Genomic DNA, 21822 nt, shown 5'->3' on the forward strand with positions numbered 1-21822 from the left:
CGGCGAGGTGAAATGGCGCTCATTCAATGATTCTTTAAGATAAGCGGGTGACTTCTTCATCTGACTATTCGGCACGGCACCTCAGCGTCCTTGAAGGACTGGAAGCTGTTCGTAAGCGCCCCGGCATGTACATCGGTTCCACGGACCACCGCGGTTTGATGCACTGTCTCTGGGAAATTATCGACAATGCCGTTGACGAGGCTCTTGAAGGTCACTGCGACACGATCAATGTGCGCCTGCACCCTGACTATTCTGCGTCGGTGGCTGACAACGGTCGAGGTATTCCGGTTGACGAGGTCCCCGGTGTCGGTTTGTCAGGCGTCGAGGTCGTGTACACGAAGCTTCACGCTGGTGGTAAGTTCGGTGGCGGTTCCTATGCGTCATCGGGTGGTCTGCACGGCGTGGGTGCGTCCGTTGTGAACGCGCTGTCCGCGCGTCTTGACGTGCAGGTTGACCGCGGCTCAAAGACATGGGAAATGTGTTTCCGTCGCGGTGAGCCCGGCGAATTCGACGATTCGAAGCAACGCACCCCGAATTCACCGTTCACTCCGTTTGAAGAATCTTCACAGCTGAAAACCGTTGGCAAGGTAAAGAAGAATGTCACCGGTACACGCGTGCGTTTCTGGGCTGACTTTCAGATCTTCCCGTCAACCGAAGGATTCTCATGGGAAGCTTTGTGTGCGCGTGCACGCCAGACCGCATTCCTTGTTCCCGGCCTGACCATCAACTGCTGGGATGAGCGCGCAGAAGAAGAGCTTCACGAGTCATTCCGCTACGACGGTGGCGTCGTTGACTTTACGAACTGGCTGGCCAGCGATGGTCCTGTGACTGACACGTGGCATATTCAAGGTGAAGGAACCTTCACCGAAACCGCTCAGGCACTCGATCCGTCAACGGGACACCTCGCTGCGACCGAAGTGGAACGCACGTGCCAGGTGGATTGCGCCTTGCGATGGGGGATTGGCTACGATACTTCACTGCAGTCATTCGTCAACATTATTGCGACCCCGAAGGGTGGCACACACGTTGCCGGTTTCGAGCAGGCTGTCTTGAAGGTGTTGCGCGCGCAGATTGATAAGAACGCGCGCAAGTTGAAGGTGGGTACCAAAGATGGGCGTCCCGAAAAGGATGATGTCCAAGCGGGTCTGACTGCCGTTGTCACCGTCCGTTTCCCCGAACCGCAGTTTGAGGGGCAGACCAAGGAAATCCTGGGTACACCACAAGTCCGTACGGTCGTGTCTCGCGTTGTCACCGACTGGCTGAATGCGAAGTTTAATTCCTCAAAGCGCGACGACAAACAGCAGACGTCTTCGTTGATGGAAAAGGTTGTCGGCGAAATGAAAGCGCGTGTTTCAGCGCGTATTCACAAGGAAATTTCGCGTAAGAAGAATGCGCTTGAAACATCCTCTCTGCCCGCGAAGCTCGCAGACTGCCGAATGGAAGATGTCTTAGAAACCGAACTGTTCATCGTCGAGGGTGACTCGGCACTGGGCACGGCAAAGGCGGCACGCAACAGCCAGTATCAGGCGCTCTTCCCGATTCGAGGCAAGATCCTGAACGTCCAAAAGGCATCGACAGCGGATATGCTGGCGAACGCGGAATGCGCGAACATTATCCAGGTCATTGGTGCAGGATCAGGTCGAACTTTCGATCTTGATTCCGCCCGCTACGGCAAGGTTATTTTGATGACCGATGCTGACGTCGATGGCGCGCATATTCGCACGTTGTTGCTCACCCTGTTCTTCCGCTATATGCGCCCCATGGTCGAAGCTGGCCGAATTTACGCTGCTGTTCCACCGTTGCACCGCATTGAAGTGAGCGCTAAGGGACGCAAGCCTCGCGAACTGATTTACACGTATTCCGAAGATGAACTCCACAAGAAGCTTGCTCAACTGCGTAAGGCGGGGCGGACATGGAAAGAACCGATCCAGCGCTACAAGGGCCTGGGTGAGATGGACGCGGACCAGTTGGCTGAAACCACCATGGATCGCGCGCATCGTTCCTTGCGACGCATCACCCTTGATGATGAAGACGCTTTGCGCGAAGCAGAAGATGTGTTCGAACTGCTGATGGGTTCCACGGTGGGACCGCGTAAGGATTTCATTGTCGAAGGATCCTCTGGCATCGACCGCATGCGCATCGACGCCTGAAAACTCCCTGTCGCCCCATCCGTGTTGGGCCTCGTCTTTTCGCACCGTGTGTATTGAGCACCTGGCCGCTGAGACCTAGCGCAGAACCTTCCCGCGTATGTGACCAAAGACCCGATGCGCACGTACACTAGGATCTATGACTGGACTTGCGCAACGTTTGAAGCCACCAGCCTCAGTTTCGTATCCGGGCACCCACATCGGATTGAGGTGGCGTTCGATGATCGCCTCCGACGCTCCGGGTGTTTATGACGTGATTCGTCAGGTTGAGGCTGCTGATGAGATGCATCATCGTATGAGTGCATCCGACATCGCCGACATGGTGGAAGGTCGCACGCAAGATTTCTGGATCGATGCGCTTGTCGGTATCGATTCGGACAATCGTATTTGCGCAGTCGCAGCCGTTCGAGTCCTCACTTCGCTCTCAGATCATGCTGCCGCCGAGGTCAACGCCTACATTCATCCGCATTGGCGTGGACGTGGATTGGGTCGAGCTCTCCTCTACTGGCAAGATGGCCGTGCCCGTCAAATGCTGGTCGAAACATTCGGAGCGGACTCGAAGGTCCCCGCATCAATTTTCAATGTCGTTGACGCCCACATGACGGATCGTCGTCGTTTGTATATTGCGGCGGGCTTCTACGCGAAGGCTACGTTCCAAGTGATGTACCGCGAGCTTCTAGGGGCTGAAAAGGCTCGGAAGCCTCGCCACGGCTATTCGATCATTCCGTGGTCCGATGTTGATATGGGGAGCGCGAAAGCACTGTACTTGCGTTCTTTCGCTGAGCACACCCTGCCCTACTTGCACGAGGCCTGGTGGGAAGAATCTACCTCGAATTTGGATCCTCGCTGGTCGTTCGGAGCAGTATCTGAGCAGGGTGAGCTGGCTGGCTGTTTCGTCGTGGGACGCCCCGTTGAACGGTGGGCCGCGACCGGTAAGACAGAGGCATACGCGGAACTTCTGGCCGTTGATCAATCGCATCGTGGGCACGGGCTTTCAACCGCGTTGATTGGTGCAGCGGTGGCGGCGGCCGCTGAATCGGGAATGTCCAGGATCGGATTGGATGTGGATACGAAGAATACGTCGAACGCCCATGCCATCTACGAGCACCTCGGTTTCCTTGACGGGCCCGCGCAGGTTTTCTATTCGATTGACCAATAAGGTGTCCTGCGGGTTAGCGTGCCCGTGGGCGAATACGGGGACGTGAATATCTCACAATCTGGTGTTGACAAGAAAGGACGCGCATGGCTGACAATGCGTTGACGGGTGAAATCCCGCTGGCTCGTCGTACAGGCGCATCCGACGACGTGCCATTCCCGCCGTCCCATCATGGGATTGTCTGGGAAGAGCTCAGCATGAATCGCCTGCATGAATTGGCGACGCTGATTGCGCGCATGGAAGCGCAGGATAATCCTCCATATCGCACCAGTGTCGACGAAGTCGAAGAGATGCTGTCGGCTGAAGGCTGGCGTGGGCTGGCCGGTATGACGACTCGTGGTATCGCGAAGGGACGCATGGTCGCTTACGGTCGCGTTGCAATGCGCCAGAGTGGTCGTGTGGAGTGCCTGTGCGACGGAGGCGTTGACCCGTCGTTCCGTCGCATTGGCTTGGGCAGTTCGCTGGTTGAATGGCAGGAAGCAGTTTCGCGTCAGATGCTTGCTACAGCGGATACGGATGCGCCGGCTCAGATCACCATGCTTGTCGAGGCGGGTGAAAATGAGCTGGAAGAGCAGCTTCAGTTGCGTGGCTTCCACTGGACCCGTTCGTACTATGAACTTCGCGCGGATCTGTCCCAGATTCCTCCGACTCCGGATCTTGGCCGTTATTTGACGATTGAACCTTGGTCGGATGAGTGGGATGAACCGGCGCGTCACGCCGCGAATCGGCTCTCCGAGATTGAGTGGGGTAGTCCTGCCCTCACTCGTGAACAGTGGCTGATGGGACGTACTTCTTTCGTCCCACAGTGGTCGTTCGTTGCCGTGGACCGCAGGGGTGACCGTCCGCGCGTGGTTGGTTTCCTTCTTGCCTCGAAGTACGTCCAGGACTGGGCTGCTCTTGGTTGGCGCGAAGGCTATATCGACCAGATGGGTGTCTTGGAAGAGGCGCGTTCGGATCGCGCCGTCGATGCCCTGATTACGTCGTCGATGCGCGCGATGGCAGCCGATGGGATGGATCGTATCGGCGCTGGGCTCGGAAGCGCGAATCATTCCAGAGCGCTTGCCGTCTACGATTATTTGGGTTTTGCGACGGTGGGTCAGACGCGCTTGTACGCGATCGATGTGTGACGAGGCCACGCTGGCACTTTCGCACCGGCGCGAACCGTTGTAGCGCCTTAGCCGATGAGGGTGATTGGAAGAACCACGGGAGTACCTGACCCATCGCGACGTTCGTCAACGTCGGGCAAGTCAACGGGGGAGCCATCAGCTGAGGCGCCTCGAGGTCGACGGTCACCCACCCACGCCAAGTCAATGCGATCCTCACCGCGCAGGAAACGCTGGGCGCGGACGCCTTGACCACCGCGACCCTTGACCGGGTAGAACTCCAGCGGAGTTACCTTAGCTGTCGTCTGACCCGTTCCCGGCAGTGCTCCTTCAGCTGCTGCGACGGTGACGACGAAGGAGTCTGATGATACTGGCAGAGCCCAGAATCCGAGTGCTTGGGCACCATCATTAAGCTTCATACCAGCCATACCAGCGGCGGTGCGACCCTGCGGTCGTACCTTCGATGCCGGCGTACGAAGAAGCTGCGCGTCGGTTGAAACAAAGACAAGATCGTAGTCGTCGGCACACGGTCCGAAACCAACTAGACGATCACCGTCATCCAGTGTGATGACTTCCCATTCGTCACGGGCAAGTACATCCGGCTTCAAGCGCTTCACGGTGCCGTGGGCAGTACCCATCGCATACACCTGGTCTGATGCGGGATCAAGCAAACCGATCGCGGGAGAATTCGTGTGCAAGAGCAGAGATGCGGGCGTGGCTGCGGCCAGCGACAATCCTGTATCGAAGCGGGGGAGCGCGGGTAGGTCCACGACCTCCATGCGGTGAGCAACACCGTCTGCTGTAACAACCGCGATCTGAGAACGTGCGGTCGACGACAATTGTGCTATCCACCCGTCGTGGCTGGCACGAGGCCCCGGTTCTAGCGGGTCTCCGCCTTCAATTCGAGCCAGACCACCGTTCGATGACAGCACAACGACGCACGGGTCATCAGGGATCTGCAGGTCCATTCCCTTGCCGGACTTCGATGTGGCCGGCAACGTAGCAGCCAAGGCGGCGCCACTCGTCGCCTCGTTCCCCGATTCGGCTCCGGCAGACGACAGCAGCAGAGTCCGCCGGGGAGTAGCCAGACGCTGAGCAACATCGCGCAACTCAGAGATGACCAGGCCTCGCAACATCACCGGATCGGAAAGAATCTCTTCAAGATGTGCGATCGTTGCTTGGAGTTCATCGCGTTCGTTCTCTAGCTCGATGCGCGAGAACTTGGTCAAGCGACGCAGGCGGAGCTCCAGAATGTAGTTCGCCTGAATATCGGTCAGGTCGAAGGCAATCTTCAGTCGTTCGCGAGCGGTTTCCACGTCGAAAGACGAACGAATAATCGCAATGACGTCATCAATATCGAGGACTGCGATCAACAAACCTTCAACCAGGTGAAGGCGATCCTGAGCCTTACCCAGACGGAACTTCGTGCGTCGCGTTGTCACGTCAAGACGGTGGTTGACGAATACGCTCAGCATGTCTTTCAAACCGAGGGTACGAGGCTGACCATTGACGAGGGCAACGGCGTTGATCGAGAAGGAATCTTCAAGAGGTGTGCGCTTGTACAGCTGTTGCAGGACCGCTTCGGGGTTGAAACCGTTCTTGATTTCGATGACCAAACGCAGGCCGTGGATACGGTCAGTCAGGTTCTGAACCGACGAAATACCCTTCAGCCGCCCGGCGTTAACGTTTTCCTTGATCTTTTCGATGACCTTTTCGGGGCCGACCATGTAGGGCAGTTCGGTGACGATCAACCCCATCTTGCGTGCGCTGACGCGTTCGACTCCGACCTTTGCGCGAGTCTTGAAAGCACCGCGACCAGTTTCGTAGGCGTCTTTGATTCCATCGAGTCCGACGATGACGCCACCTTCAGGCAGGTCAGGCCCGGGCACGAAACGCATCAGGTCGGCGACGGTGGCATCCGGATGCTCAATCAGGTGAATGGACGCTGCGATTGTTTCAGCAAGATTGTGCGGGGCAATATTCGTTGCCATACCAACAGCAATACCGGAAGCGCCGTTGACCAGAAGCTGGGGGAATGCCGCTGGGAGTACCTCGGGTTGCATGAACTGGTTGTCGTAGTTCGGCACGAATTCAACCGTGTCTTCATCCAAACCGGTGACAAGATCCAACGCGGAGGGAGCCATGCGGGCTTCGGTGTAACGCGCGGCTGCGGGGCCGTCATCAAGAGAGCCAAAGTTGCCGTGTCCGTCGACTAGGGGAAGACGCAGGTTGAACGGCTGAGCGAGGCGCACGAGAGCCTCGTAAATTGCCGAGTCACCGTGCGGGTGAAGCTTACCCATAACCTCGCCGACAACACGCTGGGATTTCACGTGGCCCTTGTCGGGGCGAAGTCCCATCTGATCCATCTGGAACAGGATGCGTCGTTGCACGGGCTTGAGGCCATCGCGTGCGTCTGGGAGTGCGCGAGCGTAGATGACAGAGACGGCGTATTCCAAGAAGGAGGTTCGCATCTCTTCGGAGACATTGATTTCACTGATGTCTTCGTCCGCAACGGGCAGTGGTTCTACGAGGTCCTTCTTAGCCATATTCGCGATTATCACGGGCGAAAGAACCTCTGTTCGACTCCCACGCCGAACGCGGGCACAATTAGAGGGTGAACACATGGGATCGAATCAATCGAACGGGCTTTTTCCCCCAGCTTGTTACCGCATCTTTGAAGCGCGCGTTGGGTGGTCAGACGCCACGCGCCACTCTTTGCCAGGTGGATGCTGCTTTTGATCAGGGGTCGGTTTTCCGCCACCTGTCATTGGCGACTCTGACTGACAGTGTGCTGATTCATATGCATGTTGATGAACTCGAAGATGGCGGAGCCTCCGTTGGCACGGGGATCTTCCCCCTTTCCCGTTTGGGGACGGTGTCGTCGATTGAGGTCTATCGTGAGGCGATGACATCGATGTTTCCTGCGGAGCTGACCATCTCGGTTGATCTGGGGGCAATGCGTCGTAGCGAAGTTGAGCCCGCTCAATGTGGCGATCCCTCGTGCACAGCGGAACACGGTTACACGGTCGCATCTTTCCCCGATGATTTGAATTTCCGTATCAGCGTCGACGCTGATGGCGTGGATGCAATGACTGAAGCCAGGCAGTTCGTGGATCTGCTTTCATCTGCTACTCGAGATCACCACTGATCGCCATGGCCACTTCACCCGTTTCGGTTCCCGCATGGGCAGATGTGCCTTCGCAGGCTGGCCCGTGTTTGGCTGATGTTTTTGGTGCCGCTTTGGCATGTGCCGGTCTGCCTCTGGGGAACGAGGCCGCTCGGGCTCGTTTGTCGCTTGACCGTGAAGAAGGGCAGCTCCTGATCATCTTGGTCGATGGCTTGGGCTATGTTCCCTTGATGTCTCACCTTGGGCACGCGTCGACCTTGCGGTCGGTGCGCGATGACATTGTGAACCTTCACACGATCGCGCCGTCGACGACAGCCGCTGCGATTACCTCTTTTGGAACGGGGGAAAAGCCTGGGAAGACGCGGATGGTGGGCTATGCGGTTGCCCGGGGGGATTCGGTGATGAATCTTCTGGCGTTTGAGAATGGTCCAGATCCTCTGGCATGGCAAGAATGTCCGACTTACTTTGAGCGCCTCAGCCAGCAGGGGGTGAAGTCCGCAGTTATTTCTCCGCCGACGTTCGCTGGTTCGGGCTTGACGAAGGCTGCCTTAAGGGGCGCGCGCCACGTGGCTGGCAAAACCTGGGATGAGCGTGCCAGTGCGGCTCTGCGAGAGCTCAAGAAAGGCACGCAGGTCGTCTACCTCTACTGGTCAGAAATCGACCATACGGGCCATGGGCATGCAGTGAGCTCTTGGGAATGGTCCGATGCTCTTGAAGCCTTCGACGCCGGATTGGGGCGCCTGCTTCGTAGCCTGCCCCGCAACGTGCGTACGGTACTGACTGCTGACCACGGCATGATCGATATTGACCATGGTGCGTTGATTGATCTTGCGGATCGTCCAGATCTTGCCGACGGTGTACGGATCCTTGCCGGAGAAACACGCGCTGTTCACATTCATACCGAAGCTGGCCGTGAATCCGAAGTGATTGACCGTTGGAAGCATGAACTGAACGACGTCGCGTGGGTACTCGGTTGCGATGAATCTGCGAGCCTCTTGGGTGAAGGCCCAGGTAATCGCGAAATTGGCGCGGGTATCGCGTTCTTTAATGGACGCGCAGGCCTCGTTGATTCCAGATCACAAAAGCCGGAAATGATCGCGATGCCTGGAGTCCACGGTTCCCTGACCGAAGCTGAAATGCGAATTCCGCTGATCCGGCTTTCCTGAACCCGAGCCGTCAGCAAAAAAACGAAAAACTCACGAGCATCATGTGTCGTGGGTTTCTCGTTTGAAAACGACTACTTCGACTTTGAACCGAAGACGATCTCGTCCCAACTGGGAACAGAACGACGACGAGACTTCGACTTCTTCGCGCTAGCTGGCGCTGAAGAATGAGGCTCTTCAACAAGGTTTTCAAGACCTGGCAACGACTGGTCATCGTAATCAGCATCCGAATCGGTGGACGCTTTTTTCGCGGGCGCAGTCTTCTTTGCAGAAGGAACCTTCGTGTCCTGGGTCTTCGAGTTGGGAGCTTCCTTGTCCTTTGGTGAAGAAGTAGACGCGCTCGGGATCGGCGTCGATGCGGACAGTGCATCGAGAACAGGGAACTCGGAGTTCTGCGAAGGGACCTCTTCCTCTTCCTTCGTGCGAGCATGTGCCAAGGAATAGATGCGAGCCGAAATTGAAGAATCGGTCAGCGTGGCCTGTTCGAACTCTTCGGGGTCAAAATCCTCGTCATCAAGGTCATACTCGATGTCCTGAGGCTTTCCGCGGCTCGCATTCAACTGATCAATGATCGCTTCACGTGCGCGAACTTCTTCGAGGTCTGCAGGATCCAACGCATCGGGTGCGTTCGGCTGCAGGGGAGTGAAGATTGAAGCCGCAGGAGTCGACGACTGGGTTTCAGTCAGCCACTGGGCTTCCTGATCAATAGCTTCAAGAGGACCGGTCTTCGGCAACAGCCAATTGGCGGCGTGTTCTGACGCCGACTGGATGAACGTCAAGCAAATCTGCCAGGGGCCAGCACCTTCGCGACTTGCATTCCATTCCAAAGTTGACGGATCAACACCGCGTGCGGCCAATCGATCAATGACAAGCTCACCCATCTTCGGGCCGTCCGCTACCGAGCCAATACGCATATTCTGCGCGCGCTGGAGTGCGTATTCTTTTTCAGCCTGGATGGGGCTTTCGAAGGAACGCACCATCTCGATATCGCATGCGTGGGATGTGGCGATTTCTTCGGGAGTAGCGCCGGCACGGAGCAGGCTCTGAATCTCGCGGGGAGAGATCTGCTGACGCGCTGGGCTGGGTGCTGGCTCGAGGTGCATACGATGACGACGGATTGATCCGCGAAGCTCGTCAGTAATAGAGACTTGGTAGCGTTCCCCGTTTGGATCGGTAAAGACCAGCGTTTCGCCGTCTGCGCCGATACCGAGCAAATCGAGCTCGATCATGAGCACCTCCTACAGTTCATCAGCGAAATGTTCTCAAACTGTAGGCACTAATCGTGATTGAACGCGCCGCAAAGTCCTAAGTGGTGGCATTCGTCTCTTAACAGTGTTATATTCCCTCCGCCGATACAGTTCATGATCAGATCATGAAATAACCCGCCCGAAGGACGAAACTCATGGCTACCGATTACGACGCACCTCGTAAGAATGACGATGATGTTGCCGAAGATTCAATCGAGGAACTGAAGTCGCGTCGAGGTGACGCTGGTTCCGCTGAAATCGAAGAAGACGAGACCGAAGCAGCTGAGAACTTTGAGCTCCCCGGTGCTGACCTGTCGAAGGAAGAACTGACCGTTCACGTTATTCCCCGTCAGGATGACGAATTCACCTGCTCGTCCTGCTTCCTCGTCCACCACGCTTCTCAGCTCGCCTACGTTGACGACGCTGGGCTGCCGGTGTGCACCGAGTGCGCGGGCTGAGGCGCTATCTTGTTTTTCTCTCGAAAGAAAAAGGCTGAAGCAACCGATATTCCCGAGCTTGGAACGCAGGTAGCACCTGAAGAAACCGTTGACCCGATTGATTTGCCGGGCCCTCGCTCGGTTGGCGAGTGCGATACGTCCAACGGCTACATCGATATGGGCTCCTTGCTTCTTCCATCCGTCCCCGGTGCCCAGTTGCGTACCCAGGTCGGCGATGACGGTCACTCCGTTCTCAAGGTTTTAATCGTTATCGGAGACTCCGGTCTGCAGATTTCTGTTGCTGCAGCACCTCGAAGCGGTGGCGTGTGGGATGAAATCCGCGAAGAGATCCGTGCCGGATTGCTGAAGGATTCTGCAACAGTCATTGATCGCGATACGCGTTACGGGACTGAGCTCCAAGCTGATATTCCAGTCTCCCTTCCGGATGGCCGGCAGGGGACCTCGCGGATGAGGATCATCGGACGTGAAGGCGACCGTTGGTTTGCGCGCATTGACATTCTTGGCCCTGCGGCTCTGAGCAATGAGGCAGGCAAAAACTTCGAGTCGATCATTGACCGAATCGTTGTCGTTCGCGACGATCAGCCACGCGCTCGCCTTGGGTTGCTTCCTCTTCACCTTCCGAACGAAGAAGTCGAGATTCCTCGTGTCTAAACACAGTTCGCGTGCGTCAGGCTTCTGGAGCGCACTCGCGCAACATTTCTCGACGGACAGTCGTCAAAAAGACGAGGCTCTGGATGAGGAACAGAGGCGAGCGCGCCGTGGAACCACTCCAATTCGTGACGTTCACAATCGTCAACACGTCACGCTTTTTGGCACGCTCATGTCAATGACCTACCCGCCTGAAGGATCACATTTCATGCTGGTTGGAACCCTGTATGACGGGACGGCCTCCATTGAACTGAGATGGCCGGGACGCGTGTCAATTCCGGGGCTGAAAGTCGGCGAACACATTGAGGTTGAAGGCACAGCAGGAATGCAAGGAGACGTGCTGACAATCATCAATCCGCTCTACCGCATCATCGCTTCGGAGAACATGTGAGCGCCTTAGATGAACACGATGAATCCACTGGCGTGACCGAGTCTGGTCCGACCTGGACGCGTCAACTCAACGAAGAATCGTTTTCTTTTACCCAGGCGGTCGGAGGCTGGCGCGGACTCACTGAATCCGTAGTGCCAGCCCTTCTCTTCGTTGTCGTTTTCATCATTTTCCACTCGGTCGTCGGCGCATCGGTCGTCGCGGGTGTCGTTGCGCTACTCGCCGTTGGCATCCGTCTTGTTCAGCGTCAGCCACTGACACAATCGCTTTCAGGCGTCATCGGTGTAGGAATCGGCGTGGTCTGGGCTCTTGCTTCGGGCAGGGGAGAAAACTTCTACACGTGGGGCCTGATCACCTCGGCAGCTTTCCTTGTTGGCTTCCTTGCGTCGATCGTCGTAAGAAAGCCACTTGTCTCCCGGGGCGCTGGGATGTTCTGGGAACTGGAAGCTGACTGGTATCGCAAAGAAGAGTGGGCCGGCCTTAAGCGTCGAGGCCTTCTTCTTACGTGGCTTTGGACAGGGCTCTTCGCACTACGTCTTGGCATTGAGCTTCCCCTATGGCTTGCTCACATGGTTGGCCCATTAGGTATCGCGAAGCTTGTCCTAGGACTGCCACTCTTTGCCCTCGTCACATGGCTCACCTGGATGGGTTTAAAACCGTTCTCTCCAACAAAGGCGGATGAGCATTCAGCCCAGGCCTCGTAGCGACGAATCGCGAATCGGGTGAAGGCGGAATTATTCTTCCGACTCGGCTTCCTCTTCGTCGGCCGCTGGCGGAACTTCCACCAACGCTTGGAGAGTCGACAGAGCATTCTTCTCCGTATCGGAAATCAACAGCAACAACTCGTCACCGGACTCAAAAAGATCATCATCCGATGGCGTGAGTGGGCGACCATCACGGAGCAACGACGTCAATACGGTGCGCGGAGGCAGATCCGTGTCAGAAATGCGTTTGCCAACGATCGGGGAGCCCTCGGGCAAAACGATCGCGTACATCGATACTTCAGCAGAGTTGAACGAGAACAAACGAACCGGAATACCCTCGGACACGGCTTCTTCCACGAGAGCCGTCATAATGCGTGGGGTCGACACCGAAACATCAACGCCCCACGAGCCATTGAACAGCCACTCATTGTGAGGATTGTTCAGACGAGCAACCACTCGCGGCACCGCGAACTCGGTCTTCGCTAGCAAAGAAATAACCAGATTAGCCTTGTCATCGCCCGTCGCGGCAACCATCACGTCAGCTTCCGCAAGACCTGCTTCACGCAAAGCGTCGGGAGAACAGGCGTCAGCGAGAACCCAGTCCGCGTCAGCAACCGATGCAACGCGTAACTTATCGGGCTGCTTATCGATCAGAGTGCACTCGTGACCGTGTTCGAGAAGTTCAAGGGCGACGGAGCGACCAACCGAGCCTGCGCCTGCGATAACGATCTTCATGCGTATCAGTCCTCAAAGTTCGGGGTGGCCGTCAGAATAGAACGCAAGCGCGTCGACTCTGCTCCACCGATCGCAAAGTACAGCTGGTCGTGTTCTTGCACCACGAAGTCTTGGCGCGCTGGAACGATAGTCCCCAAACGGGATACGAAGGCAATACGCTCGCCGGTAAGTTCTTCAACTGTCGGGAAAGAAACGCCGTACCACGATGTCTCGGGCGTCGCCGTAACCAAGGAAACCTCGCCCGTGGGGTGCGTCCATGTGACCGCCGCATCCGGGGGAAGCATACGGCGCAGAACTGATTCTGCCGTGCGCTTCACGGTCGCAACCGTTGGGATGCCGAGACGCTCGTACACGTAGGCGCGTTCAGGATCATAAATTCGTGCGACAACGTGTGGCACGTGGAAGGTCTCTTGGGCGATACGCGTCGAAATAATGTTCGAGTTATCACCGCTGGAGACAGCTGCGAACGCATAGGCGTCTTTAATGTCAGCTTTCTTCAGGGCCTCGCGATCCATACCCAAGCCGGTGACGCGCTTGCCGGAAAAATCTGACGGCAGACGCGAGAAAGCTTTCGGATCAACGTCGATGACTGCAACTGAATGCCCATCAGCATCCAAAGCGGTGGCGAGGAAAGAACCAACGCGACCGCATCCCATAATGACGAAATGCACGCTCCTAAACTACCCGCATCAGCGTGCTTTCGTCACGTCTGAAGGGCTGGCCTAGAGCACATGTTCTCGGTATCACTTAAAGAGTTGCCCCAAGGAGTGCTGTTTTGACGCTAATAGGGCTACGCTTTAGCCCGTGCTGTATAACGTTTTCGCCAGAGCAAAACGTGTTCTGATCGGTCGTCCGATGCGTTCGGACGCGATGGGACACCAGCTTCTGCCTAAGCGCATTGCGCTACCGATCTTCGCCTCAGACGCGCTGTCGTCGGTCGCCTATGCCCCCGATGAAATCCTGCTGACCTTAGCGTTGGCGGGCGGTTTGGCTGCCCTGCAGTCGATTTGGGTTGGTGTCGTCGTCGCTGCGGTTCTTGCAGTTGTCGTGTTGTCATACCGCCAGACCGTGCATGCTTACCCGTCGGGTGGCGGTGACTACGAGGTTGTCACAACGAACCTTGGTCGCACGTGGGGTCTGGTTGTCGCATCAGCTCTGCTGGTCGACTACATCCTGACGGTCGCTGTATCGATTTCGTCGGGTGCTGCCTACATCACGACTGCTTTGCCGTCGCTTGCGGGGCACGAGGTTCTGATCGCAGTTCTGCTTGTCATCATCTTGTCCCTGTTGAACCTGCGTGGCACGAAAGAAGCAGGTGGCGCATTTGCGATCCCGACATACATTTACATGGGTGCGATCGCGCTGATGGTGATCGTCGGCTTTGTGCAGATGGCGACAGGACACCTGGGGAGCGCACCGACAGCGCAATACGAACTGGTTGCTTCCGATCAATTCTCCTCTGGTCTGGCGGGCCTTGCGGGAGCGTTCCTGCTGATGCGCGCGTTCTCTTCCGGTTGCGCCGCTTTGACGGGCGTTGAAGCAATCTCGAACGGCGTGCCCATGTTTAAGCGTCCCAAGTCGAAGAATGCTGCTTCGACGCTTGCACTGCTCGGCTTGATTGCCGCAACAATGATGCTGTCGATCCTGATCTTGGCGCGTGCAACCGGTGTGAAGATTGTCGATGACGCCGTCGAACAGCTGACACTTAACGGCCAGCCCGTGGGTGAAGAGACGGTTGTGTCTCCCGCAATTGGTCAGATTGCTTCGGCTGTTTTCGGCCATGGATCAATCCTGTTCCTCTTGGTGACGACCGTGACCGGTTTGATTCTGGTTTTGGCAGCAAACACTGCGTTTAACGGTTTCCCGACTCTTGCGTCGGTTCTCTCCCGTGATTCCTTCCTTCCGCGACAGCTCTACAAGCGTGGCGATCGCCTTTCATACTCGAACGGCATCGTTGTTCTGGCTCTTGCAGCGATCATCTTGATCGTTGGATTCAAAGCCCAGACGACGCGCCTGATCCAGCTGTACGTGCTCGGTGTGTTTATCTCCTTCACACTTTCGCAGCTGGGCATGATTCGTCACTGGAACCGCGCTCTGCGTATGCGCCAGACCGGCTCAGAACGAGGCGCCGTATTGCGCTCGCGTGCGGTGAACATCATCGGTTTTATGATGACCGGCTTGGTTCTGCTGATCGTTTTGGCCACGAAGTTCACGCACGGTGCGTGGATTACGCTGATCATGATTGCGGTCGTCTTCTGCGTCCAACTCGGCATTCAGCATCACTACACGCAGATTCGCTCTCAGCTGCGTGTCGACGATTGGTCGGCGAAGCGTGCGCTTCCGACCCGCGTTCGTGCCCTGGTACTGGTCTCTAACCTTTCTCGCCCGTCTATGCGAGCTATTGCTGCGGCCCGCGCCTCGCAACCCTCCGCTCTGGAACTGGTGAGCGTCGTTGCCGACGATGACGAGGAAGCCCACATCCGCAAGGAATGGAAAGAATCTGGTCTACCGATCCCGTTGACCCTCCTGTCGAGCCCGTACCGCGACCTCAACCAGGTTGTGTTGCAGTACGTGCGCGGGCGTCGCCGTCGCGCTCCGGAGGAAATGCTGGTCGTGTATATGCCCCAGTTCCTTGTTCGTCATTGGTGGGAAAATGCAATGCATAATCAGACTGCATTGCGTCTTCGTCGTGCCCTCCTGTCCGTTCCCGGTGTAGTGATTACGACCGTGCCGTGGAAGCTAGGCGAAGATGACGAAGTGGAAGGTCGTCAGTTGATTAACGACCCCTTCAAGTCCGATGAGCACCATTCGAGTGCCCACGAAAATAGGCGACCGCCTTCGTTGACGACGAAATAGAATCGTTTCTTCACATCCAACTCGCTCCCGTGAGGCTTTATCGCCATCGGGGATTATCAAAGGCTTCATATGAACAAGCGCCGTTATCATCACCGCACTGCCACTCCACGCAACGAAGAGATTATTGAGTTGCGTGTTGGTGAGCCGGCTCACGGTGGCGCGTGTGTTGCCCGCGACGTTTCCGGGCGCGTGGTGTTTGTCCGTCACACATTGCCCGGCGAAAAGGTGAAGGCACGCGTGACGTCGGTGCAGAAGAACCTTGCGTGGGCTGACGCTGTAGAGATTCTTGAGGCATCTGCCGATCGTGTGCCGTCCGTGTGGCCACAGGCTGGCCCTGGTGGCGTCGGCGGTGGCGAGCTCGCTCATGTGGCGCCCGCGGCTCAGCGCGCCTGGAAAGAGACGGTTCTGCGTGGTCAGCTTCGTCGCGTTGGCGGCGAGGCTCTGTCTGCCCGCGTTGAAAATCTTGGCGGTGTTACAGTGCGTCCAGCTCCCGGGGACGAGACCGACCAGACTTTATTGCACCGTCGAACGCGCATCGAGGTCGTCATTGATCGCGCTGGCTTGGCCGGTATGCACACCTATCGTGGCAAAGATGTCATTGCTCTAGATTCGATGCCATTGGCTTCAGAATCGATTGAACGATTGGGCCTGTGGGGTGCGAATTCGCAATGGGCTCCTTTCTTCAAGCCTGCTGATCGTGTGCGCGTTGTCGCGCCTGACGGTGACTCTCCAGTCGTCGTGACTCCTCGCGGAACATTCAACTCACTGGGTGAAAAGATCAAGGAAACGCGATTGCCTTGGCGCCTCTGGGTGAACGGTGAGCCACTGGAATACCGCGTCCGCGTTGGAGGCTTCTGGCAGACGCATGTCATGGGTGCTGAAGTTCTTGCACAGGCAGTCATGGACGTTGCCTCTCTGTCTGAAGGTGACCGGGTGATGGAGCTGTATTCGGGTGCTGGCCTGTTCAGTGTTCCGATGGCAAAGGCTGTTGGTGCACGCGGTCGCATTGTCACCTTGGAAGGTTCTCAGGGCGCGGTTGAGGACGCAGGCGAGAACTGTGCGCCCTTTGGCTGGGTTGAACCCTATGTTGGGAATGTTGACGCTGAAGGTGTGAGTGAACTTGTAGAGGGGTTAGAAGGGCGCCCGGACGTCATTGTTCTTGATCCTCCGCGCGCGGGTGCAGGTCGTGAGGTGACCGAGGCTATTGCTCAGTGTGGTGCATCGAAGATTGTCCTAGTGTCATGTGATCCTGCTGCCGGTGCTCGTGACATGCGCTTGCTCACCGAAGCGGGGTATGAATTGGCCAGCCTCCATGCGTGGGATTTATTTCCGCATACGCATCACCTAGAGACAGTTGCTTTGCTTCAACGCGTGAATTGACTTTGTCGGTTCTTCCCCCAGATTGATCTTCGTATCGTACGCGCTGGCATCGTTTCGTTGATCCTCGTCGCGGTTTGGCCTTGTCTCTTCTGGTAGCTGAATCGGCCACTTCGCGTTTTGGCGCTACTGTAGCGGTGCGGGAATGGGGAAGAAGTAGCCGTGAAAGTGTGGAGCAGATGGAACTCATTATTAGAGCTCGTTGAATGAAGAGTCATCTTCTGCGTGTCGCTGACGAACCCCATCTTTTTTGAACTGTGACCAGTCACTCGCCGAGGCGTCGGAAGCATACACTAGAGCTTCACGCGCCGGTCAAACGATATATGGAGCTTCATGCAACTCTTGCTTGCAGTCATTTACGTCGCCTTCATCAGCTTGGGTCTGCCAGACTCGCTGTTAGGTGCGGCGTGGCCGTCGATCTATCCGCAGATTGATGTCCCTGTTTCGTACGCAGGCATCATTTCGATGCTGATTGCAGCGGGCACCATCGTCTCCTCCCTGAACTCCGATCGCCTGACCCTGCGTTTTGGTACCGGCAAGGTGACAGCAACGAGCGTCGCGATGACCGCTGTTGCCCTTCTCGGCTTCTCCTTCTCAACGTCATTCCTTGAGCTTTGTCTTTGGGCGATTCCTTACGGTTTGGGCGCGGGTAGCGTTGACGCATCGCTGAACAACTTCGTCGCTCTTCATTACAAGTCGCGACATATGAGCTGGTTGCACTGCATGTGGGGCGTAGGGGCCAGCCTTGGCCCGTACATCATGGGGTACGCGCTCACCGGGCATGCTGGTTGGGCTGGTGGCTATCGAATCATTGGCCTGATGCAAATCGGGTTGGCGACGTTGCTCTTTATCAGTCTTCCCCTATGGAAGAAAACACCTGTCAATACCGGTGTGAGTGACGCCAACTCCGCGCCCACACATCAGGCGGATGCTGATGATCGTCAAGCGCGGCCTCGTACCCCTTTGACCCTGGCGCAGATTCTTCGCATCCGTGGTGCAAAAGCAGTTATGCTCACATTCTTCTGCTACTGCGCGATCGAAGCTACAGCTGGACTCTGGGCTGCCAGCTACCTGAACCTTCACTGTGGAGTATCTGCTGAAGACGCCGCTTCGTACGCAGCGGCATTCTTCGTTGGTCTTACGGTGGGGCGGGCACTCAGTGGTTTCCTGACCATTCGATTCAGCGACGATCAGATGATTATTGGTGGTGAAGCCTTGATTGTCATCGGTATCGCCACCACGGTGATCCCAGGCCATAACATCATCGCGTTGATGGGGCTTGTGGTGATTGGCTTGGGGTGTGCTCCGGTGTATCCGAGCATCATCCACGCAACACCTGCGCGCTTCGGAGCGGACAAATCGCAGGCGATTATCGGCGTCCAGATGGCAACCGCCTATGCGGGCACCCTCGCCATGCCACCGTTTTTTGGGTTGATTGCGAACCATTTTTCTGTCGCGTTATTCCCGTACTACCTCATGCTTTTGCTGTTCGCGATGGCCGCTAGCCACCGCCTGCTATTGTGGATCAGCGCTACGCATGCGGACGAGGATACTGCCTAGCGCGATCCCCATCTGGGCGAGTCATCGTTTCGTTTCTATGAGCGCATGGGCTATGCGCTCATCTCAACCTTTCATCAATGCGGTTTCACGTCTGACCGGAGGTAGACATGGCGTGGATGGAAAGAATGATTGGCTCGCATGAATTGCTGGCATCTTTTGTGTCTTTTTGTTCACTGAGAACCAACATCCGCGGGTTTTTAGTACACCGATGTTGTTGATTTCTGAGGCGAGTGTTGTGTGAGGACTTCCTGCGCCACCTGAGGGGAAGCCGAGAATTCGCCGAAAAGTCTGAATTCAACGAATCTGTCCTATTTCTACTTGCGGACACCGCGTCAGCAAGTAATCTTGATATCAAGATACTTAAGTGCGTGCGCAACAGTGGAGGAGAGGTCATGGCATCCGTGAACTCATTCGGAGCACAAACCACCCTGAGCGTTGATTCTCAGGACTACACGATTTACTCGCTTGACGCGGTCGATGGCCTCGACAAGCTTCCGTACTCACTGAAGGTTCTTGCGGAAAACCTGTTGCGCACCGAAGACGGAGCAAACATCACCGTCGAGCACATCAAAGCGCTCGCATCGTGGGATCCAGACGGTGAGCCTGACACCGAAATCCAGTTCACCCCGGCCCGCGTCATCATGCAGGATTTCACCGGCGTTCCCTGCATCGTGGACCTCGCAACGATGCGTGAAGCAGTTGCTGACCTCGGTGGCGACCCGACTCTGATTAACCCACTGGCCCCCGCTGAAATGGTCATCGACCACTCCGTTCAGATTGACGTTGCCGGTACCTCGATCGCATTCGAACGCAATGTTGAACGTGAATACGAACGCAACCAGGAACGCTACCAGTTCCTCCGCTGGGGGCAGGGCGCATTCGATAACTTCCGCGTTGTCCCGCCGTCAACCGGCATCGTTCACCAGGTCAACATTGAGCACCTCGCCCGCACGGTTTTCGTCAAGGATGAAGCCGACGGCTCGAAGATGGCCTACCCCGACACCTGCGTCGGCACTGACTCGCACACCACGATGGTCAACGGTCTCGGTGTGCTCGGCTGGGGCGTCGGTGGTATTGAAGCCGAAGCTGCCATGCTTGGACAGCCCGTTTCGATGCTGGTCCCGCGCGTTGTTGGCTTCAAGCTGAAGGGTAAAATCCCCGCTGGCGCAACCGCCACAGACGTCGTGCTCACGATTACGCAGATGCTGCGCGCACACGGAGTCGTCGGCAAGTTCGTTGAGTTCTACGGCAGTGGCGTGGGCGCAGTTCCGCTCGCGAACCGCGCAACGATCGGCAACATGTCGCCGGAGTTCGGCTCCACCGCCGCCATCTTCCCAATCGACGAGGTCACGCTTGACTACCTGCGCCTGACGGGTCGGAGCGAAGAATCGATTGCCCTCGTTGAGGCATACGCGAAGAAGCAGGGTCTCTGGCACGATCCTTCACGCGAAGCCCGCTATTCCGAATACCTTGAACTCGATCTGTCGACGGTTGTTCCGTCGATTGCAGGCCCGAAGCGCCCGCAGGACCGTATCGAGCTGTCGGACTCGAAAGATATGTTCGAGAAGACGATCGGCACCTATGCGCCGGACGGTCCGCGTGAGGATGTTGAGTTGATGCTGGCCGATGGGACGAAGACTCGCCTGAACCACGGTGATGTGGTGATCGCGTCGATCACTTCGTGCACGAATACGTCGAACCCATCGGTCATGTTGGCGGCCGGTCTGCTGGCGCGTAACGCTGTGAAGCGTGGTCTGACGTCGAAGCCGTGGGTGAAGACGTCCCTGGCACCCGGTTCCAAGGTTGTCACCGACTACTATGAGAAGGCAGGCCTCTGGGACGACCTCAATGCTCTGGGCTTCAACCTGGTTGGCTATGGGTGCGCCACCTGTATCGGTAACTCTGGCCCGCTGACTCCCGAGGTTTCTGCAGCGGTGAACGACAACGACCTCGCTGTCGTGTCGGTTCTGTCGGGCAACCGTAACTTCGAAGGTCGCATCAACCCCGACGTGAAGATGAATTACCTGGCGTCCCCCCCACTTGTCATCGCCTACGCGTTGGCTGGCACGATGAACTTCGACTTCGAGAATGATCCGCTGGGAATCGACCCCGCAGATGGTTCTGAAGTGTATTTGCGTGATATCTGGCCGGACGCCGACGAAGTACAGAAGACAATCGACGCGTCGATCGACCGCTCCATGTTCGAAAACGACTACGCGGATGTCTTCGCTGGCGATGAACGCTGGCGCTCTCTGAACACCCCCGAAGGCCATGTATTCGCATGGAACGGAGAATCCACCTACGTGCGTAAGCCCCCGTATTTCGAGGGCATGGGCTTGGAGCCTGCTCCAGTCTCGGATATCGAAGGTGCTCGCGTTCTGCTGAAGCTCGGCGACTCGGTGACAACCGACCACATTTCGCCGGCTGGCGCTTTCAAGCCGGAAACCCCCGCGGGGCAGTACCTGATGAGCCACGGAGTCGAGCGCAAGGACTTCAACTCCTACGGTTCTCGCCGAGGCAACCATGAGGTCATGATCCGCGGTACGTTCGCGAATATCCGTATTCGTAACGAGATGCTTCCCGGTGTTGAAGGCGGTTTCACGAAGAACTTTGCTCACCCGGGTGCACCGGTTTCAACCGTGTATGACGCCAGCGTCGACTATCTTGCCGAGGGCACCCCCCTCGTTGTCCTCGGTGGCAAGGAATACGGTTCCGGTTCGTCTCGTGACTGGGCAGCAAAGGGAACCTCCTTGCTCGGCGTGAAGGCCGTGATCGCTGAATCCTTTGAACGCATTCATCGCTCGAACCTGATCGGCATGGGTGTCTTGCCCTTGCAGTTCCCCGAAGGGCAGACGCGTGACTCGCTGGGATTGACTGGTGATGAGGTCTTCTCAATCCACGGTGTCACTGCTTTGAATGAGGGCATAACCCCGCAGGCTCTGACGGTCGAGGCCCTACGCGAAGACGGTACCTCCGTTACCTTCGATGCGCGCCTGCGTATCGATACGCCCGGTGAGGCTGACTACTATCGACACGGTGGCATCCTGCAGTACGTTTTGCGGGGCCTCGCTCAGCGTGACTAAAAAACGCGCGCGGTAAGACGAGTGGGGAGGCACGGTGCGCTACCAAGTTGGTAGTCGCCTTCAAGATTTT

General features: G+C 56.9%; 17 protein-coding genes. 13 read left to right on the plus strand and 4 right to left on the minus strand.

What is annotated here, in order from left to right:
• Positions 1-47 precede the first annotated feature (47 nt).
• The 3 genes from G5S47_RS03180 to G5S47_RS03190 all read left to right on the plus strand — a co-directional run bounded on the left by G5S47_RS03180 (position 48) and on the right by G5S47_RS03190 (position 4430).
• On the plus strand, positions 48-2150 hold the full coding sequence (locus tag G5S47_RS03180) for a DNA gyrase/topoisomerase IV subunit B (protein ID WP_219585800.1): 2103 nt from the start codon (positions 48-50) through the stop codon (positions 2148-2150).
• A 217-nt stretch (positions 2151-2367) separates the two neighbouring features.
• Complete coding sequence (locus G5S47_RS03185; protein ID WP_006681582.1) at positions 2368-3306, plus strand: GNAT family N-acetyltransferase; 939 nt, start codon at positions 2368-2370, stop codon at positions 3304-3306.
• Positions 3307-3389: 83 nt separating this feature from the next.
• Complete coding sequence (locus G5S47_RS03190; RefSeq protein ID WP_219585802.1) at positions 3390-4430, plus strand: GNAT family protein; 1041 nt, start codon at positions 3390-3392, stop codon at positions 4428-4430.
• A 47-nt stretch (positions 4431-4477) separates the two neighbouring features.
• Here G5S47_RS03190 and G5S47_RS03195 read toward each other — a convergent pair whose 3' ends face one another.
• The gene (locus tag G5S47_RS03195) at positions 4478-6952 is read right to left on the minus strand and encodes a DNA gyrase/topoisomerase IV subunit A (protein WP_219585803.1); all 2475 of its coding nucleotides are present in this window, start codon (positions 6950-6952) and stop codon (positions 4478-4480) included.
• Positions 6953-7020: 68 nt separating this feature from the next.
• Between G5S47_RS03195 and G5S47_RS03200 the strand changes: the two genes are divergently transcribed.
• Positions 7021-7554, plus strand: coding sequence for a DUF5998 family protein (locus G5S47_RS03200; RefSeq protein WP_006681579.1), 534 nt, complete (start codon positions 7021-7023; stop codon positions 7552-7554).
• A gap of 5 nt (positions 7555-7559) precedes the next feature.
• Complete coding sequence (locus G5S47_RS03205; RefSeq protein WP_219585804.1) at positions 7560-8699, plus strand: alkaline phosphatase family protein; 1140 nt, start codon at positions 7560-7562, stop codon at positions 8697-8699.
• Positions 8700-8770: 71 nt separating this feature from the next.
• Here the strand turns inward: G5S47_RS03205 and sepH are convergent, their stop codons facing one another.
• On the minus strand, positions 8771-9925 hold the full coding sequence (sepH, locus tag G5S47_RS03210) for a septation protein SepH (RefSeq protein WP_006681577.1): 1155 nt from the start codon (positions 9923-9925) through the stop codon (positions 8771-8773).
• Between the two features lie 173 nt (positions 9926-10098).
• Here sepH and G5S47_RS03215 point away from each other — a divergent pair, with 173 nt between their 5' ends.
• The 4 genes from G5S47_RS03215 (at position 10099) to G5S47_RS03230 (ending at position 12141) form a co-directional block, all read left to right on the plus strand.
• Entirely contained in the window at positions 10099-10401 is a 303-nt protein-coding gene (locus G5S47_RS03215; protein ID WP_006681576.1) for a DUF4193 domain-containing protein, read from the plus strand.
• A gap of 9 nt (positions 10402-10410) precedes the next feature.
• Positions 10411-11052 (plus strand): DUF3710 domain-containing protein, encoded by a 642-nt coding sequence (locus G5S47_RS03220; protein ID WP_006681575.1) that lies wholly within the window; start codon positions 10411-10413, stop codon positions 11050-11052.
• A gap of 79 nt (positions 11053-11131) precedes the next feature.
• Positions 11132-11440 (plus strand): DNA-binding protein, encoded by a 309-nt coding sequence (locus tag G5S47_RS03225; protein WP_243440792.1) that lies wholly within the window; start codon positions 11132-11134, stop codon positions 11438-11440.
• Complete coding sequence (locus G5S47_RS03230; protein WP_103633614.1) at positions 11437-12141, plus strand: DUF3159 domain-containing protein; 705 nt, start codon at positions 11437-11439, stop codon at positions 12139-12141. Before G5S47_RS03225 ends, G5S47_RS03230 begins: the two co-directional genes overlap by 4 nt.
• A gap of 30 nt (positions 12142-12171) precedes the next feature.
• Here the strand turns inward: G5S47_RS03230 and G5S47_RS03235 are convergent, their stop codons facing one another.
• Both G5S47_RS03235 and G5S47_RS03240 read right to left on the minus strand, forming a co-directional pair.
• Positions 12172-12876, minus strand: a complete 705-nt coding sequence (locus tag G5S47_RS03235) for a potassium channel family protein (RefSeq protein WP_103633615.1) — start codon at positions 12874-12876, stop codon at positions 12172-12174.
• 5 nt (positions 12877-12881) lie between these two features.
• Entirely contained in the window at positions 12882-13532 is a 651-nt protein-coding gene (locus tag G5S47_RS03240; RefSeq protein WP_006681571.1) for a potassium channel family protein, read from the minus strand.
• A gap of 199 nt (positions 13533-13731) precedes the next feature.
• On the opposite strand from G5S47_RS03240, the gene G5S47_RS03245 reads away from it, so the two are divergent.
• From G5S47_RS03245 to acnA, 4 genes are all read left to right on the plus strand, one after another.
• The gene (locus tag G5S47_RS03245) at positions 13732-15732 is read left to right on the plus strand and encodes an amino acid permease (protein ID WP_373273799.1); all 2001 of its coding nucleotides are present in this window, start codon (positions 13732-13734) and stop codon (positions 15730-15732) included.
• A gap of 69 nt (positions 15733-15801) precedes the next feature.
• Positions 15802-17112, plus strand: a complete 1311-nt coding sequence (locus G5S47_RS03250; protein ID WP_219585808.1) for a class I SAM-dependent RNA methyltransferase — start codon at positions 15802-15804, stop codon at positions 17110-17112.
• A gap of 330 nt (positions 17113-17442) precedes the next feature.
• Positions 17443-18669, plus strand: a complete 1227-nt coding sequence (locus G5S47_RS03255) for an MFS transporter (RefSeq protein WP_219585810.1) — start codon at positions 17443-17445, stop codon at positions 18667-18669.
• Positions 18670-19061: 392 nt separating this feature from the next.
• Positions 19062-21752 carry an aconitate hydratase AcnA gene (gene acnA, locus G5S47_RS03260; RefSeq protein ID WP_219585811.1) on the plus strand — a complete coding sequence of 897 codons (2691 nt, stop codon included), beginning with the start codon at positions 19062-19064 and terminating at the stop codon, positions 21750-21752.
• Positions 21753-21822 lie beyond the last annotated feature (70 nt).

Source organism: Schaalia turicensis (genome assembly GCF_019380255.1).
Taxonomy (GTDB): domain Bacteria; phylum Actinomycetota; class Actinomycetes; order Actinomycetales; family Actinomycetaceae; genus Pauljensenia; species Pauljensenia turicensis_A.